Raw genomic sequence first — 17967 nt, forward strand, 5'->3', positions numbered from 1 at the left:
AGTTGCTAGTTGCTAGTTGCTAGTTGCTAGTTGCTAGTTGCTAGTTGCTAGTTGCTAGTTGCTAGTTGCTAGTTGCTAGTTGCTGGTTGTTTTGTTGATGGAAACGGTAAGATTAATATCCAGACTTCTGTTATCTTGGTCCACCGCCGCCATTGTTTTTGTTGTTTCCACCACCTCTTCTTTGAGGCATGAATGGGCTTTTAGCCTGTCCACCAGAAGATTTTTTTGATAAAACTTTATAGCCGGTAATGATATTGTCATTTTTATTTAGCCCTGAAACAATCTGTATTTCAGTGTCATTATCCAGTCCTGTTTTTATCTTTTTGCGGGAAATCGTACTGTCTTTTGCGATTACCCAGACTGCAGATTCATTTTTGTTTTCAGCGCCTTTATTTTGCGTTTTCCATTGTCCTTTTTCATGTTTCTTACCATTGGCAAAAGGAGAATTTACTTTGTATTTTTTGATCACCAGACTGTCTGGTCTGAAACTGGTAGCCGGCACAGGAATTTTCATGATATTGTTTAAAACCTGAGTGTAAATTGTAATATTGGCTGTCATTCCCGGCTTTAGTTTTAAACTGGAATTATCAGCATTGATGATGGTTGTATAATTCACCACATTTGATGAAACGGTAGGGTGCAGACGAACCTCTGAAACCTGACCGTCAAAAGTCTCATCCGGAAAAGCATCCACTGTAAATGTGGCTTTCTGACCTACTTTTACATTCCCGATATCCGCTTCATCCACCGAGGCACGCACTCTCATTTTGGTAAGATCCTTGGCGATACTGAACAGGGTAGGAGTACTGAAGCTTGATGCTACTGTCTGTCCTTCGCTTACATTTCTGTTGAGTATCGTTCCGTCAATAGGAGAATAAATATTGGTAAGAGAGAGGTTTTTGTTGGCGGTGGAAAGCTGGGCTGTTACCGAACTTACCTGAGCTTTTGCTGCATTGTACTGATTGGTGGCAACGTCATAATCTGCTTTACTGATAGCTCCTACTTTATACAGTTGAGACTGTCTGTTGATATTAATTTCGTTGTAGGCAAGATTACTTTTTGCATTCTGCAGGTTGGCTTTAATCTGCTGTGATTGATACTGAAGCAGGTCTGGATCTAAAGTAGCCAGCAATTCTCCTTTTTTCACGGTAGAATTGAAATCCACATAAATATTTTTAATGATTCCCGATACCTGAGTACCCACTGCAACAGTATCTACAGGCTGAATGGTTCCGGTAGCCGTAATAGAATTTGAAATTTCTCCCATTTCAGGTTTTACCGTTTCCAGCTGGATTTTGATTTCTTTTTCTCTGATGAAGAAGAACCAAGCCGCACCTATTACAATGATGCCGCCCACAACCCAGTACAACCATTTTTTATTCTTTGTTTTCATAGTTTACTTTAGATTTATAGGGTTACCTGCATAAAATTCGTAGATCTGTTTATTGAGAACTGCAGTGTATTTGGCCTGCAGATAATTCAGGATGGATTGTATATAAAGCAATCTCTGCTGCTGAAGCTGTACATAATCAATACTTCCGAGCTTCATCTGTGCATTGACGATGTCATAACTTTGTTTGCTGATGTCCATTTGTTTAAAAGCAGAATCGTATTGGGATAATGCATTCTGAAGGTTGATGTATGACTGTTCTACCTGTTGATTCAGTACCGTTTTGGTGTTTTGTAAATCGAGATTAGCTTGTTCTATGGCAATTTTTGATTTCTCAATCTGTGTTTTATAGATTCTGTTGTTATAAATCGGAATTCCAAGGCTTAATCCAATGGGCATGTAAAAGTTGTTTCCGAGCTGGTTAAAATAATTTCCGTTTCCGTTGGAATAGTTGGTGGAAATATTTCCAACCACGCTTAAAGTGGGTTGAATGGATGCTTTCGCCATTTTCAGATTGGTGTTGGAATTTTCTACATTCAGTTCACTGTATTTTACTTCCGGACGTTGGTTTTGCGCCAGACTCTGGACATCCTGCAAAGGTTTCAATTGATCATCAACCATGATGCTGTCGGGTTTTACAACCTGAAAATCATAATTCGAAGGCAGTTGCAGGATTTGTTTTAAATTAACCGTATTGGTTCGCAGGTTGTTTTGGGCTGCTGTAAGATTATACTGATCCTGGGCAACCTGTGACTGGATCTGAAGATAATTTAATTTGGAAAGACTTCCTGCTTTATACAGCTGATCACCTTGTTTTAATTGAGTTTGTGTAGTCTTCAGAACATTTTCCAGAGAAACGATGTTTTCCTGGTTCATCAGAATATTGAGGTAGGCCTGAGTGATATTCAGGGTGATATTGTTTTCGGATTCCCGTACAGAGAGATCGGCCATCTGTACAAGGAGATTCTTTGAGGTTTCATTGTTTTTGATATAGTTGGCATGATACAGCGTCATAGAAGAATTGGCTCCTATACTTTGGGATTGTGCACCGGTCATATGAAGTCCGTCACTTCCATTAAGCGCAAAAAGTCCCTGTGAAACAGTTCCGCTCAAGTTGGGATATTTTGCATCTTTTGCCTGAAGGAGATCCTGCTGGGCAGAATTTTTTGAAAGTCTGAGAGAATTAATGGAAATATTATTCTCTTTTGCGTATTCAATACAATTTTCCAGTGTCCAGGCGGATGGATAATTCGGAATTTGGGCAAATATTTCAACGACTATGCATGAGAATATCAAAAAGAAAAATTTGCTTTTCATGGCTTTATTTTTGAAAATTCATAAATAACACAGAAAAAATCAATCCAATTTAATAAAAAAAAATAATGTTTAACAACTTTTTAACCTAACGCTTGTTTTTTTGGATTTAATTTTCCAAAAATTAAAAATATATTAAAGGATTGTGAATTTAAGTTTGGATATTTAAAAATTTATTCAAAAACAAATCAAATATTTATTGTATCTTTGCAAAAATTTTAAAATAGTTAATGAATTTATTTACGGAAACCAATTTAAGTCCTGATATCCTTAAGGCAATTGGCGAACTGGGCTACGAAAGCCCAACAGAAATCCAAAAACAGACTATCCCTTTTATTCTTTCAGATATTCGCGACTTGATCGCACTTGCGCAGACAGGGACAGGCAAAACAGCAGCGTTTTCGCTTCCGATTTTGGATATGATTGACGATACGAGTCGCAAAATCCAATTATTGGTGCTTTGTCCGACACGGGAATTATGTCTTCAGATTTCGAAGGACATAAAGAATTACTCTAAGTATATGAAAGACATCAAGACAACTGCGGTTTATGGTGGAAGTAGTATTGTAGAGCAGATGAGATCTTTGAAGGACAAACCACAAATCATTGTGGGAACTCCGGGAAGAGTAATTGATCTTATCAACAGAAAAGCATTAGACTTTTCTGCTATTCATTGGTTAGTATTAGACGAAGCTGATGAAATGCTTTCTATGGGATTCAAAGACGAATTGGAAACCATTCTAAGCGAAACTCCGGAAACGAAACAAACTTTCTTATTCTCAGCAACGATGAATAAAGAAGTGGAAAGAATTTCCAAAAATTACCTTACAAAACCACATCGTATTTCAGTAGGTTCTATCAACGAAGTGAAGAAGAACATTACTCACGAATACTATGTAGTAGGGTACCGTCAGAAAAAAGAAGCATTAAAAAGATTAATTGATGCTAACCCTAACCAGTATTCCATTATCTTCTGTAGAACGAGAATGGAAACTCAGGAGGTAGCTGATTTCTTGATGCAGAACGGATATGCAGCTGATGCTCTTCATGGTGATCTTTCTCAAGCGCAGAGAGATACGGTAATGAAGAAATTCAGATTGAAAAACATTGATATTCTTGTAGCGACTGACGTTGCAGCAAGAGGATTGGATGTAAACTCTCTTACTCACGTTATTCACTTCTCTTTACCAGATGACCCTGAAGTATTCGTTCACAGAAGCGGAAGAACAGGTAGAGCTGGAAAAGATGGTATTTCTATGGCTTTAATCAAGCCGGAAGAAAGCAGAAAGCTGAAACAGATCAAATCTGCAACAAAAATTGAAATCAACGAGAAATTTATTCCTACAGGTGAAGATATTATCAAAGCTCAGGTAGGAGGTGTATTCGAAAAATTATTGACGGAGCACGAAGATCTTTTTGAATTTGATGACAGTTTAATCCCGGATCTGAGCAACTTTACAAAAGAAGAATTGGTGCACCAGCTGCTACAGTTCCAATTGAAGGATCTTGCTTTATATTACAAAGACAAACACGATCTTGCTGAACAGAAATTTAGCAGCAGAGATGATGATTTCTCAAGAAGAGACCGTGGACGTGATAGAGACAGAGATAGAGGACGTGATAGAGATAACAGAGACAGAGATCGCGGAAGAGACAGAGATCGTGGTGGAAAACCAAGAAGAAAAGATGAAAGTATGGTAAGATTCTTCTTTAATCTTGGAAAAAAAGACCACCTGAAGAAACTTGATGTTCTAGATATTATCAATAAAGCTACTGCTGATGGAAAAAGCAAGAAAAGAGCTGAAATCGGTGATATCGAAATCCTTGAGAAATTCTCTTTCTTCGAAGTTGAAAAATCGTTTAAAGACAATGTCTTGAGCAATATTCAGTCGATGAAATTCAAAGGAAAAGATATGAGAGCTGAAGTAGCCAACTAAATCTCATAAATTACATATAGAACCGGTCTTAAGACCGGTTTTTTTATTTGATAATCAGCTGTTAAGCTAATGTTAACAAAACTTAATGTCATATAGTTTCACGTGCGATCCTTTTTTAAGAAATTTGCACTCGAATTATAAATACTAAATAATGGGAATTGGTAATATTTTCCACGCTTTTCAACCAAAAGATAAAATCTTCTTTGTACTGTTCGAAAAAGTAACTGAAAATCTAGTTGCAATGTCAGAAGAATTCAACGCAGGAATCAAAGATTTCGATCTTAACGACGATTCAATGCTGAAAAAAATGAGCGACTTCGAGCATAAGAATGATGAACTTACTCACGAAATTTTCGTAGAACTAGGAAAAAACTTCATTACACCTTTTGACCGTGAGGATATCCACACATTGGCAACAGGACTGGATGATATTGCTGACTATATCTACGCTTCCACAAAATATATTTTCCTTTACAAATCACCTGAGATGAAGGCTTATTCAGACTTCTCTTTATTGATCCACAAAGCATGTCTTGAAATTCAGAATGCTATGAAAAACCTTAAAGGGTTCAAAAATATGGAACAGGTGAAAGAAGCTTGTATTAAGGTGAACTCTATTGAGAATATTGCAGACGATTTGCTTTCCAATTCAATGGTAGAATTATTTGAAACTAATGATGCGATCAACATTATTAAAGTTTCATCTGTATTGAACTACCTTGAAATTGTAACAGACAAAGCAGAAGATGTTGCCAATACAATTGAGAACATCATGATTAAATACGCCTAATACATAGCAAAAAATGGAATTTCCGATTTTACTTATAGTTATTATTGCGCTGGCTCTGATCTTCGATTATATCAATGGTTTCCATGATGCTGCCAACTCAATTGCAACTATAGTTTCTACAAAAGTTTTAACTCCATTCCAGGCTGTACTTTGGGCGGCGCTTTGGAACTTTGCAGCTTTCTTTATTGCTGCTTACATCATTGGAGAATTCAAAATTGGTAATACAATTGCCAAAACAGTTAACGAGAATTTTATTACTCTTGAAGTTATATTTTCCGGCCTTATCGCTGCCATTGCATGGAATCTTTTGACATGGTGGTTCGGGATCCCTTCATCATCATCACATACGCTGATTGGAGGTTTCTTAGGAGCAGCTCTTATGCATGCTTTCATGATGGATTATCATGCTGTGGCTGCAGCTCAGCCAGAGCTTGGGATGTGGGAAACCACTAAAGAAGCTTTCAGCCAGGTAACTCATCAGGGGGTGGTAAAGTTTGATAAAGTTATTCCTATCTTCCTGTTCATCTTCATGGCACCGATTATAGGGATGATTATCTCCATCATTATCACATTGATTATTGTACATCTTTATAAAAAATCAAATCCACACAAAGCAGACAAATCTTTCAAAAGATTGCAGCTGGCTTCATCTGCACTGTTCAGCTTAGGGCACGGTTTGAATGATGCTCAGAAAGTAATGGGTATCATTGGAGCAGCGGTAATTTATTATCACGTTAATATGCTTCAGGATGCGCAGTATTTGAATATTCCTTCTGCAGGACGTTTTGATTATTTTGCACAGCACTATATCTGGGTTCCTTTAGTATCATTTATTGCCATTGCTTTAGGTACAATGAGCGGTGGTTGGAAGATCATCAAAACAATGGGAACGAAGATTACGAAAGTAACTTCATTAGAAGGAGTAAGTGCAGAAACTGCAGGTGCTATTACCTTATTCATCACAGACCACTTTGGTATTCCTGTATCTACTACCCATACGATTACAGGTTCTATCATCGGGGTGGGATTAACAAAAAGAATTTCAGCAGTAAGATGGGGGATCACAGTGAGCTTACTTTGGGCTTGGGTTCTAACCATTCCAATCTCTGCAATAGTGGCAGCAATTACCTATCTTATGGTAACCTTCCTTTTCTAAAAAAACAAATCATATATTTATATAAACTTTGTCCGTTTGGGCAAAGTTTTTTGTTTTATAAAGCCCTGAAAAATCGTATTTTTGTTCAAATTATAAGATTTTATGGAATTTTTAGACAGATACCAGCAGATTGTTGCAGATGCCATCACTAAATATACTTTTAAAGATAAACCTTCGGAGCTGTATGACCCGATGAATTATATTATTTCCCATGGTGGAAAACGTCTTCGTCCCATTATGGTTTTAATGGCATGTGAAATGTTTGGAGGAGATCTTAAGCAAGCAATCAAACCGGCATTGGCTATCGAGTTTTTCCATAATTTTACGCTTATCCATGATGATATTATGGATGAAGCTCCACTAAGAAGAAACAAGCCAACTATTCATACTTTACACGGTCTTAACGTAGGAATTCTTTCCGGAGACGGACTGATGCTGAAAGCCTATAAGTTTTTTGAAGATCTTGAACCTGAAATCTTCAAAGCTTGTATCAGAATATTTACCCATACCGGGCTTCTGCTATGTGAAGGACAGCAGTATGATATCAATTTTGAAACTCAGAAAGATGTTACTTTTGATGATTATATCAGAATGATTACCTATAAAACAGGGGTTTTGAGTGCTTCTTCATTTGAGATCGGAGCTTTGATTGCAAGAGCTGATTTTAAAGATGCTAAAGCTATTTTTAATTTCGGAAAACATATCGGAATTGCATTCCAGATTATGGATGATTATCTTGATGTATTCGGAGATCAGGCACAGTTTGGAAAAAAACATGCCGGAGATATTTACGAAAACAAGAAAACGGTTCTATATCTGCTGGCAAGAGAACATGCTACTGATGAAGAAAGAAAAGAATTGGATTACTGGTACTCTAAAAAAACTGAAAATGTTGATAAAGTGTATGGAGTAGAAAAGATTTTCAGAAGAACAAAAGTGGATGAAAAAGCATTACGTCTGATTGAAAAACATAATGAAATCGGACAAAGCTATCTTCAGAAAATAGATGTTCCGGAAGAAAAGAAAAAACCTTTTATCGAACTGGCCAATTATTTGTTGAGAAGAGAAAGTTAATATAGGTAGCAGAGGGTAGGTGGCAGGTAGCAGCAATTTACCTGCAACCTATTTTCTGCAACCTAACCCCTATACAATGAAATTCAGAACAGAAGTTGATATTCCCGCATCAGAAAAGAAGATTGAAATTGAAGATAAAATATTTTCAATAGGTTCATGTTTTGCCTCTGAAATGACGGATTTACTCCAAGACGGACAACTTCAGACCCTTAATAATCCTTTCGGGACTATTTTCAATCCCTTTTCCATCAATTATGCGGTAAACAGATTACATGATTCTGCATTTTATGAGGAAGAGGAGCTGATTACCTACAATGAAGAATATATTTCTCTGGATCACCACACCAGTTTTGATACCCGTTATATTCATCAGACTTTAGATAAGATTAATGGAGCCATTGAAGCAGGGAATGCTTTTCTTCAGGAAGCTGACTGGATCATTATCACTTACGGATCTTCATTTATCTATGAATTTCTTCCTAAGAAAAAGCTGGTGGCCAACTGTCACAAGATTCCACAAAAGTTTTTTGAGAAAAGACTGCTTTCCCATCAGGAATTGACAAGTTCAATTTACCAGACTATTCTGGATCTTAAAGATATTTGTAAAGAAGGAGTACAGATTCTGTTTACCGTTTCACCTGTAAGGCATACAAAGGATGGAATGGTAGAAAATCAGTTAAGCAAATCTAAGCTGATTACAGCCATTCATGAGTCTATTTCAATGTTTGAAGACTGTCACTATCTGCCTGTTTATGAAATTTTAATGGATGATCTTCGGGATTACCGTTTCTATAAGGAAGATATGATTCACCCAAGTACTCAGGCTGTTAATTATATTTTTGAAAAATTTGGAAAATCTTATTTTTCAGAAGAGACTCAGGATTTTATCAAAGAAAATTTTAAGATCGTTAAAGCTCTGGAACATAAGACCAGTGATAAGAAAGATCCGAAGTTTATCGAATTCAGAGAAAAACTGGATCAAAGAATTGAAGCGCAGCGTAAAAAGGTAAAACATAAAATATTTTAAATGCTCGATTTCACCAGAATTGACTATCTGAAAGACGGAAACGAAAGACAAAGAAGAGCTTATGGAGTCCTGACAAAGCATCGTATTTTTGAAAAATTAAGTAATTATTTTCCTGTTTTGGCTGGAACAATTCCTATTGAAATTGATATTGAAGGAAGTGATCTGGATATTATTTGTGAGGTGGATTTAAGATTTGAAGAAGATTTTTTAGATGAAATAATGTTCAGCAAGCTTATTCCTTACGATGTGGAAACGAAAGTTGAATATCCGATCATCAATGGCGAAAAATGCATTACATTAAACTTTATGCTGGAAGATTTTCCCATTGAGATTTTTGGACAGAATAAGCCTACGACACAGCAGAACGCCTATCTTCATATGATAGCCGAATACAAAATATTACAGGAAAAAGGAGAAGAATTTAAACAAAAAATAATAGAACTTAAAAAACAGGGAATAAAGACAGAACCCGCCTTCGGAATGTTGCTGGGACTTGAAAATCCTTACGAAGATCTATTGAAATTTTAAATAAAATGATTGATACACATACACATTTATACGCGGAAGAATTTGATGAAGACAGAAAAGAAGCTATTCAGAGAGCTTTGGATAAAGGAATTACAGAATTTTACCTTCCCGCTATCGACTCAGAATCTCACGAGAAAATGCTGCAGCTGGAAACAGAATATCCGGGACAGATTTTTTCAATGATGGGATTACACCCTTGTTACGTAAAACCGGAATCTTGGGAAAAAGAACTTGAAATCGTGAAGAATTACCTTGATCAGAGACCCTTTCCAGCAATTGGAGAGATCGGAATTGACCTGTATTGGGATAAAACAACACTTGATATTCAGGTGAAAGCTTTCGAACAGCAGATTGACTGGGCGATTGAAAAAGACCTTCCGATCGTAATTCATACGAGAGAAAGTTTTGATGAGACATTTGAAGTTTTGGAAAGGAAAAAACATCCGAAGCTGAGAGGTATTTTCCATTGCTTTTCCGGAAATCTGGAACAGGCACAGCATGCTATTGACCTTAATTTTATTTTAGGAATCGGTGGTGTAGTGACCTTCAAAAATGGGAAAATAGATCAGTTTCTGAACGAAATTCCTCTGGAGAAAATTGTTCTGGAAACAGACTCTCCTTATCTGGCTCCTGTTCCGCACAGAGGAAAGAGAAACGAAAGCTCGTATCTCGATCTGGTAGCCGGAAAACTGGTGAATATCTATGGAAAAGATTTTTCTGAGATAGACCGCATCACGACAGAGAATGCAAAGAATCTTTTTAAACAGTAAAACAGTAATTTTAAGATAAATAAAAACCCCTTTCCAATGTTGAAAAGGGGTTTGTTTTTTATTTCTTTCTTGTGAAATTCTTGTTCTTAGGCTTTTTAAACCCTACCGAAGCTCCCGCAGAAGGTTTTTTACGGTTGTTATTCGGCCTTGAATTATTATTGTTGCCTGTTTTAGGTTTTTCACCACCTGCATGCATAGGCTTATTATTAGAATCCCTTTTCTGGGCAACAAGATTATCAGTATGGAACGGATGATCTTTGATGACCGGGATTTTCTTGCCAATCAGTTTTTCAGTATTCTTTAAATTCAAAAGGTCAAGTCCGTCTACAAAAGAGATAGAATTACCTTCAGCTCCGGCTCTTCCTGTTCTTCCGATTCTGTGTACATACGTTTCAGAAACATCGGAAAGCTCAAAATTGATCACAAATTTCAATTCGTCAATATCAATTCCTCTTGCTGCAATATCCGTAGCGACAAGAACTCTTGTTTTTCCGGATTTAAAGTTATTCAAAGCATTTTGTCTCGCATTCTGAGATTTGTTCCCATGAATAGCCTCAGCAGAGATATTATCTTTCTGAAGTTTTCTTGAAATCTTATCCGCACCATGCTTCGTTCTTGAAAATACCAGTACCGAATCTGAAATATCATTTTCAAGAATGTGGGTTAATAAATTTAGTTTATTATCCTTTTCAACAAAATATACAGATTGTTTGATGGTATCTGCCGTAGAAGAAACGGGAGTAACCTCTACTTTTACAGGATTATTAAGGATAGAATTAGCCAGCTTCTGAATTTCAGTCGGCATGGTTGCTGAGAAAAATAAAGTCTGTCTTCTCTGAGGTAAAAGTTTAATGATTCTTTTTACATCATGTACAAAACCCATATCCAGCATTCTGTCTGCTTCATCCAGAACAAAGATCTCAAGATTTTTCAGGCTGATAATTCCCTGAGCAATAAAGTCCAGAAGTCTTCCCGGTGTTGCTACCAGAATATCAACTCCTTTTCTTAAAGCAGCCTCCTGGCTTCCTTGTTTTACTCCTCCGAAAATAACAAGTTGTTTTAATGGAAGATATTTACCGTAAGCATTAATGTTTTCCTCAATCTGAATGGCCAGCTCTCTGGTTGGCGTAAGGATTAATGCTTTTATATGTTTATTGGGAATTTTATTTTTGGATAAATTCTGTAGAATAGGGATGGAAAAAGCTGCCGTTTTTCCAGTTCCTGTCTGCGCACAACCTAAAAAGTCTCTGCCTTCTAAGATGTCAGGGATCGATCTTTCCTGGATAGGAGTAGGAGTCGTGTATCCCTGCTCCTGGATCGCTTTTGCAATAGGTTCTATTAAGTTTAAGTCTGTAAAATTCAAATGAATTATTTTAAAATTTAAATAAAAATTCCTTCAGTCTGAAAGAATTACATTCTGCAAAGGTAGTTTAAAAAAAATTAAGAATTTTTTTATCACTTTAAACAGCTTAATTTATCTGGAGGGTAAAAACGTCTGGACTGCTTTTGGAAAATTATTAAGAACCTCTTTTAGTGGATTTTCTTCAAATATAGTTTTGTTGAAAAAATACACTGTAAATATGTAAGGTTTTGGAAGAATTGTATAATATAGAGAGAATATTTATCAGCTATATTTGAATCAAAGCTAAAATCATGAACAAACAATCATTTTACCTGCCTGCTGCAGGCTTGGAAACGAGTATCCCATTATGGGGGTTACCAGAAGTCTAAGTGCAATTCCAGAAACCTACTTCATAGACTTTTTTATCTTATTAAAAGATCAGCCAAAGCTCTTGCTTCGGCTGAAAAATATTTGCCCTCTCAACAAAGGTGAAACAATCCTTTCTGAGTTTTCAAATGTTTGAAATAGGAGAATCTATATATCATAAAACTATAATCATAAAAGATCTGGCAGTTTGCCGGATCAGTTTTTACTATTAATTTTTATAAAACTATTAAACATGAAAAAAACAATCATTTTACTTGCAGTTGTTGCAGGTATCCAAGCGAGCGCGCAATCCTGGAATCTTACTGGAAATACAGGAACCAATTCAACCACTAACTTTATCGGAACAACGGACAATCAGTCATTAATCTTTAAAACCAATAATGCTGAAAAAATGAGAATCACTACGGAAGGAAGATTTATTTTTCACGGTGTAACAGCCGCAGGACAGATCTGGGATAAAAATTTATTCTTCGGCGGTGGAATGGATGTTACAACTACTGCCAATAATGCCGTATTTGGAATGGGTGCCCTTACTCAGCTTGCAGAAGGGGGAGGGAATACAGCAGTGGGAACGAATGCATTGTCATTATTTACTAATGGAACCATGAATGTGGCTATAGGATTTAATTCAATGAGAGGTACTCTATCCGGCAATAGTAATACAGCTCTGGGAATGAATGCTCTGGAGTCTTTTAAAACAGGAGATTACAATGTCGGAATAGGGCATGCCGCAATGGCATCAGGTTCTTTGACAGGTAATTTTAATGTAGCGCTGGGAGTAAGTGCATTAAGGTACATTAATAATGGAAACAATAATACGGTTATAGGCGGAGAATCTTTCAGGTCCATCGTAAATGGATCTAATAATATAAATCTGGGATTTTCTAATGCTAAATTAATTACCTCGGGGAGTAATAATATTTTCATAGGAAACTATATAACACCTTATAATACAACTGCTCCCCAAAATGAACTGAATATTGGAAACTGGATTGTAGGAAACAATGGTACTATAGGAATCGGCCAGTTCACTTCCCAGTTGCCTGCTGATGGAATTGCAGCAGATGGGGAAAAATACAAGTTGTTTGTAAAAGACGGAATCAAAACAGAAAAAATAAAAGTAGATATTGCAGCCAATAATGGATGGGCAGATTATGTTTTTGAAAAAGATTATAAGCTGATGTCATTGAATGACCTAGCTAAATTTATTGATAAAAATGGACATCTGCCAGAAGTTCCTACAACAGAAGAAGCTATTAAAAATGGAATAGAACTTAAAGAAATGAACATTCTTTTGCTTAAAAAGATTGAGGAACTTACTTTACATTTAATCGATCAGAATAAGGAATTAAAAGCTCAGAAAGAAGAAATTGAAGTGTTGAAAAAGCAAGTTAATTTGTCTAAATAATCATTAAAGAGATTGATCTATGAAGACAAAAATACTTATACTATGCATGCTGATCTTGGGTACGGGAGTGATACTCGCTCAGGGAAGAGAAAATGATAACTGGTATTTTGGTTATTATGCAGGAATCAATTTTGCAGGATCCACCCCCGCAGTTCTTACCGATAGTCAGATGTTTGCACATGAAGCTACCGGAACAGCAAGTGACGGATCCGGAAAGCTTCTGTTCTATACCAATGGTGCTGATGTTTATAACAGAGAACATCAGATTATGCTGAATGGTGCCGGATTAAAAGGTCACGATTCTGCTGAACAACTTGTGATTGTTAGAAGTCCTAGAAATCGTAATCTATATTATATATTTGATGCGGGTATGATAGATTTACCAGGCTTTTATGCTACCTATAGTGTGGTTGATATGACTCTGGGAAGTATTGGCATCGATGGAAAACCGCTTGGAAAAGTAGTGACCAGAAATATTCCAATACTTGATCCTGACGGAAATAAAATAAAAACGGAAGCTATTACGGCTGTAATGCATGCAGACTCCCGGACATTCTGGATTCTGATTCCTAGTGGAAATAATTTGCTTAGTTACAGGTTATTAGGAACTGGATTTACCCCTGTTCCTGTAGTGAGTAGTTTAGGGCTATCAAATCCACTCGCTGATTATGATTATTTTGGAATAAAAGGTTCTCCAAAAGTTAATACTAATGCGGGGTTTTCTCATTACCTTTCTCTTAATTTGTTTAACTCTTTGAATGGAAATACTAACAAAGTTTTTTCTTTTGATAGCTTGACCGGGAAAATTACCAACCACTTTTCATTGCTTGTCAATACAAACGCTTCATATAGTTCTGAATTTAGTGCAAATGGGAAAATATTGTATCTGGGGAATAAGAAGGTATACGCTGTCAATATCGAAGCTTCTACTACTACTACTCCCGTATACAATGAAATATTTTCCGGAGCTCAGAATGTAGAATTTTTTGGAATACAGAGGAATAAATATGATGATATTTATCTGAGTAATATGGCTAAGCCTTATTTGAGCAAAATTAATAATCCGAATGTGTATGGTGGAAGTAGTGTCAATGTGGATGCGGTCTATCTGGAGGGAAAAAAGACGTACCTGGGATTACCACAGCAGTTATTTTTCTCCACCCAATGGGGTTCAGAATGTATCATGGAGCATGTATTACAAAACCCGGAAACGTACCCGGGAGTTGTCTATGCCGCAAGTAACTATATCATTACTTCTAATAATTACACGACCGATGCCAGCAATCAATCAATTGTAATGAAGGCTAATAATTTTATTAATTTTTTACCCAATACAAGTATTAAAGCAGGTTCTGATCTTCTTGCTAAAATTGCTCCCTGCCAATCTGATATACCAGAGAGCCGAAAACAGGTTGAGAAAAATCAGCAAAGGATTTCATTAACTTTAGATTTAAGAGATAAAAATGATGTTCAGGATGTGGTGAATGTTTATCCGAATCCTGCTTCAGACTTTATCAAAATTCAGACTAATGATCAAGTTGTTACCTGGGAGCTGTATGATCTTTCAGGAAAAATGGTGCTTAAGGGAAATGGTAATACTATCGATGTAAAATCCATGATAAAAGGAGCTTACGCACTTAATGTTACTTTGGGAAAAGGGGAAAAAGTGACAAAGAAAATTATTATAAAATAAGATAAAAAGAGAGGTATAAATGCTTCTCCTTTTATACAATCACATTTTTACAGCAGGAATATTCGGAACGCTGTGATTTGCATAAATAGGATAACAACAAAACTAAATCATTTGATATTTACCGAATTGGTATTAAAACATCAAAAAAATAATTATGAAAAAAACAATCATTTTACTTGCTGCTGTTTTCGGTTTAACGGCACATGCACAATCATGGAATCTTTCTGGTAATGCAGGAACGAATTCGGTTTCAAATTTCATCGGAACTACAGATAATCAATCTCTTGTATTTAAGACAAATAATGTGGAATGGATGAAACTTACCCCTAAAGGAAGAATTATTTTCCAGAATATTGATACAAGCTTAGGATGGGATAATAACTTGTTCTTAGGAGGCGGTAACGAAATTACAACAGGTAAAGCCAATACTTCTGTAGGGCTTGGCTCTCTGATCAATAATACAACAGGTGTAGCAAACACGGCTATTGGCTCCAATTCAGGTAGGGCCATTACAACTGGAGGCTCCAATACAGCCATCGGCAGCAACGCTATGATAAATGGGATGGCTGGAAACTCAAATACCGCACTGGGATCAAATTCATTGAATGGATTTGGAACGATGACTGAGAATACAGCATTGGGATCAGCGGCACTGGCTCGTTATAATGCTGTAACAACGGATAATGTAGCTGCAAATACAGCTGTAGGAGCTGGTTCGATGGCAAACCTTATGAATGGAATTAATAACGTTTCAGTAGGAAAAAGAGCAATGCAATCCATGAGTAATGGAACTAATAATATTGCTATTGGAACACACACCGCAGATAACTTATCTCAGGGTCAAAATAATATCTTTATTGGTTCTACGGTAAAAGCGACTTCGACATTTGTAGATAATGAGCTGAATATTGGGAATTGGATCATTGGAACTAACGGAACTATTGGGATTGGTCAGTTTACAACTCTACTTCCGGCTGATGGAATTGCAGCAGATGGAGAAAAATACAAATTGTTTGTAAAAGACGGAATCAAAACAGAAAAAGTAAAAGTAGATATTGCGGCCAATAATGGATGGGCAGATTATGTTTTTGAAAAAGATTACAAGCTAATGCCGCTGAAAGAAGTAGAGCAGTTTATCAATAAAAATGGACATCTGCCAGAAGTTCCTACAACGGAAGAGGCCATCAAAAATGGAATAGAGCTGAAGGAAATGAACATTCTTTTGCTTAAAAAGATTGAAGAACTGACCCTGTATACCCTTGAACAGCAAAGAAGAATAGAAGCTCTTGAGCAAAAAGTGAAATAATAAAAATAAATATATGAAACGATTTTATATAGTTTTTATATTGGTTATACCCTTGTTTTTGTTTTCTCAGAGGGAAAATGATAACTGGCTGTTTGGCAATAATAAATGGCATTTTGACAATGCTGCTACCAATGGTTTTGTACATACAACAAATTTAAGCCCGTATATAAGATATGGCGCGTCGGTAATTAATGATAAAAATACAGGTGAATTGCTCTTTTTTTCAAATGGTTATTCTGTTTATAATAAAAATAGTGCGATAATGCAGGATGGAGATCATCTGTTTGGACCTGCCAATGTAAATTGGGTTTATCAGTTGAGAGGAAACCCTTCTGATCAATCGTCAATTATTGTCCCGTTACCTGGCTCTTCTACGAAATATTATGTATTCTTTATCAATGGAAATAGAAAGCCTAATGATGATGAAAACTTCCTGACTAGTACCTCTAATACTCCAAGTAACTATGGTTTTGGTTATGCTGTTGTGGATTTATCCTTTAACGGAGGTTTAGGTAAAGTCGTTTCAAAGGGAATGTTATTTACAGATTCAGGGACTAATGCACTAACTTCTACGGTAGCCAGCGATGGAAATTCATATTGGATTGTAACAGCTAATAATGGAAATTTTCTATCTTATAGATTGGATTCCAGTGGTTTGAATACAACTCCTGTAATAAGTCCTGCCCCTTCGTACGGAAATTTCTTTAAAATTTCGCCTGATAGTAAGAAATTATTGACAAGGATAAGTAAAGGCTGGCCTAGCAACGGTGTCTTTTTATATGATTTTAATAATGCGTCAGGAAGTATTACCAATCAGTTCAATATAGCTCCGAATTCTCCAAATGTAATATACATTGATAACGCTGATTATGTCAATAGTGCAGAGTTTTCTTCAGACAGTAATATTGTCTATTTCACTATTTCAACAACTTGTCTTTGCAGTGCCGCGAATACAGATGCAGGAATGGCGATGTATAACATTTCTACAGGGCAGCTTGTAGGGTATACCAATAATGGTCCCAATTCAGGGTTTGATTATCCATTTATTTTAAGAGGAGCTTCTGCATCATTACAGAGAGCTAAGAATGGCAAAATTTATCTTATTCAGGCTATTAAACTTAATTATGATCCAATAGATAAAACTGAAATTGTTAAATTGGGAAATACTGATTCTTATGATTGGGGTGTAATTAAGACTCCCAATATATGGAATACCAGTGTAAATCCTGTTACACTAATATCTCCGCAGAAGGGAACTATGAACGGGTTTTCTTTCCCCCAGTTGATTCCTTCTTCAGAGGATGCTGTTAGTCCTTGTCCAGATGTCTTAACTATAACAACGCCGGTGACTTCTTCACAAACTTATCAGGCAGGTAAGTCAATTTTCGCTTCATCAAAAATTAATGACAATCTTACCATAAATTATAAAGCCGGAAAGAACGTAAGTTTATTACCTGGATTTTTTGTAAATGGCAAAGATAATGGTATTTTCAAAGCTTATATAAGCCCATGTAGTATAGCAAACTTGAATAGAGAAGGTAATACTAATAATATGAATTCTAGCTTTGCCAAAGCAGCAGTGGCTCCAGCTTTTTCTGAAGTAAAGATTTATCCTAACCCGGCTTCTACTATTGTTAAAATAGATTCTGGGAATAACAAAGTTACCGGATGGGTTTTATATGATCTTTCAGGCAGAGCGGTATTGAGCGGAAATGGATTAGATATTCCGGTAGAGAAGCTGCCAAAGACCTCTTATTTGCTAATTATTAAGTTGGATAAAGGAACAAGTATTTCTAAGAAACTTATTGTTCAGTAAATCCACTTATTAAACAATAAGTTCAATAA

The 17967-nt window shown here is 36.2% G+C and carries 14 protein-coding genes; 11 read left to right on the forward strand and 3 right to left on the reverse strand.

All coding sequences use genetic code 11. The annotated features are described in order from the left end of the window. Positions 1-130 precede the first annotated feature (130 nt). Both LKL37_RS00270 and LKL37_RS00275 read right to left on the reverse strand, forming a co-directional pair. Positions 131-1393, reverse strand: a complete 1263-nt coding sequence (locus tag LKL37_RS00270) for an efflux RND transporter periplasmic adaptor subunit (protein ID WP_431608596.1) — start codon at positions 1391-1393, stop codon at positions 131-133. Between the two features lie 3 nt (positions 1394-1396). After that, positions 1397-2707: a TolC family protein gene (locus LKL37_RS00275; protein ID WP_431608597.1), complete on the reverse strand. Its 1311-nt coding sequence runs from the start codon at positions 2705-2707 to the stop codon at positions 1397-1399. 227 nt (positions 2708-2934) lie between these two features. Here LKL37_RS00275 and LKL37_RS00280 point away from each other — a divergent pair, with 227 nt between their 5' ends. The 7 genes from LKL37_RS00280 (at position 2935) to LKL37_RS00310 (ending at position 9986) form a co-directional block, all read left to right on the forward strand. Beyond that, entirely contained in the window at positions 2935-4641 is a 1707-nt protein-coding gene (locus LKL37_RS00280) for a DEAD/DEAH box helicase (RefSeq protein ID WP_431608598.1), read from the forward strand. 151 nt (positions 4642-4792) lie between these two features. Then, positions 4793-5431: a DUF47 domain-containing protein gene (locus LKL37_RS00285; RefSeq protein ID WP_065393534.1), complete on the forward strand. Its 639-nt coding sequence runs from the start codon at positions 4793-4795 to the stop codon at positions 5429-5431. Positions 5432-5444: 13 nt separating this feature from the next. After that, entirely contained in the window at positions 5445-6587 is a 1143-nt protein-coding gene (locus LKL37_RS00290) for an inorganic phosphate transporter (RefSeq protein ID WP_431608599.1), read from the forward strand. Positions 6588-6689: 102 nt separating this feature from the next. Beyond that, a complete protein-coding gene (locus LKL37_RS00295) occupies positions 6690-7661 on the forward strand; it encodes a polyprenyl synthetase family protein (protein ID WP_047374128.1) in 972 nt (323 codons plus the stop codon). A gap of 76 nt (positions 7662-7737) precedes the next feature. Next, a complete protein-coding gene (locus LKL37_RS00300) occupies positions 7738-8688 on the forward strand; it encodes a GSCFA domain-containing protein (RefSeq protein ID WP_431608600.1) in 951 nt (316 codons plus the stop codon). Continuing rightward, the gene (locus tag LKL37_RS00305; RefSeq protein WP_431608601.1) at positions 8689-9216 is read left to right on the forward strand and encodes a DUF4269 domain-containing protein; all 528 of its coding nucleotides are present in this window, start codon (positions 8689-8691) and stop codon (positions 9214-9216) included. A 5-nt stretch (positions 9217-9221) separates the two neighbouring features. Then, entirely contained in the window at positions 9222-9986 is a 765-nt protein-coding gene (locus tag LKL37_RS00310) for a TatD family hydrolase (RefSeq protein ID WP_431608602.1), read from the forward strand. A gap of 58 nt (positions 9987-10044) precedes the next feature. On the opposite strand, the gene LKL37_RS00315 is transcribed toward LKL37_RS00310, so the two are convergent. After that, on the reverse strand, positions 10045-11349 hold the full coding sequence (locus LKL37_RS00315) for a DEAD/DEAH box helicase (RefSeq protein WP_431608603.1): 1305 nt from the start codon (positions 11347-11349) through the stop codon (positions 10045-10047). Between the two features lie 598 nt (positions 11350-11947). Between LKL37_RS00315 and LKL37_RS00320 the strand changes: the two genes are divergently transcribed. The 4 genes from LKL37_RS00320 to LKL37_RS00335 all read left to right on the forward strand — a co-directional run bounded on the left by LKL37_RS00320 (position 11948) and on the right by LKL37_RS00335 (position 17938). Continuing rightward, complete coding sequence (locus LKL37_RS00320; RefSeq protein ID WP_431608604.1) at positions 11948-13123, forward strand: hypothetical protein; 1176 nt, start codon at positions 11948-11950, stop codon at positions 13121-13123. Positions 13124-13142: 19 nt separating this feature from the next. Beyond that, a complete protein-coding gene (locus LKL37_RS00325; protein WP_431608605.1) occupies positions 13143-14816 on the forward strand; it encodes a T9SS type A sorting domain-containing protein in 1674 nt (557 codons plus the stop codon). 154 nt (positions 14817-14970) lie between these two features. Further along, positions 14971-16122, forward strand: coding sequence for a hypothetical protein (locus LKL37_RS00330; protein WP_431608606.1), 1152 nt, complete (start codon positions 14971-14973; stop codon positions 16120-16122). 13 nt (positions 16123-16135) lie between these two features. Then, positions 16136-17938 carry a 3-coathanger stack domain-containing protein gene (locus tag LKL37_RS00335; RefSeq protein WP_431608607.1) on the forward strand — a complete coding sequence of 601 codons (1803 nt, stop codon included), beginning with the start codon at positions 16136-16138 and terminating at the stop codon, positions 17936-17938. The last annotated feature ends 29 nt before the right edge of the window (positions 17939-17967 follow it).

It is taken from the genome of Chryseobacterium sp. 'Rf worker isolate 10', from assembly GCF_050753305.1.
In the GTDB taxonomy this organism is placed as follows: Bacteria; Bacteroidota; Bacteroidia; order Flavobacteriales; family Weeksellaceae; genus Chryseobacterium.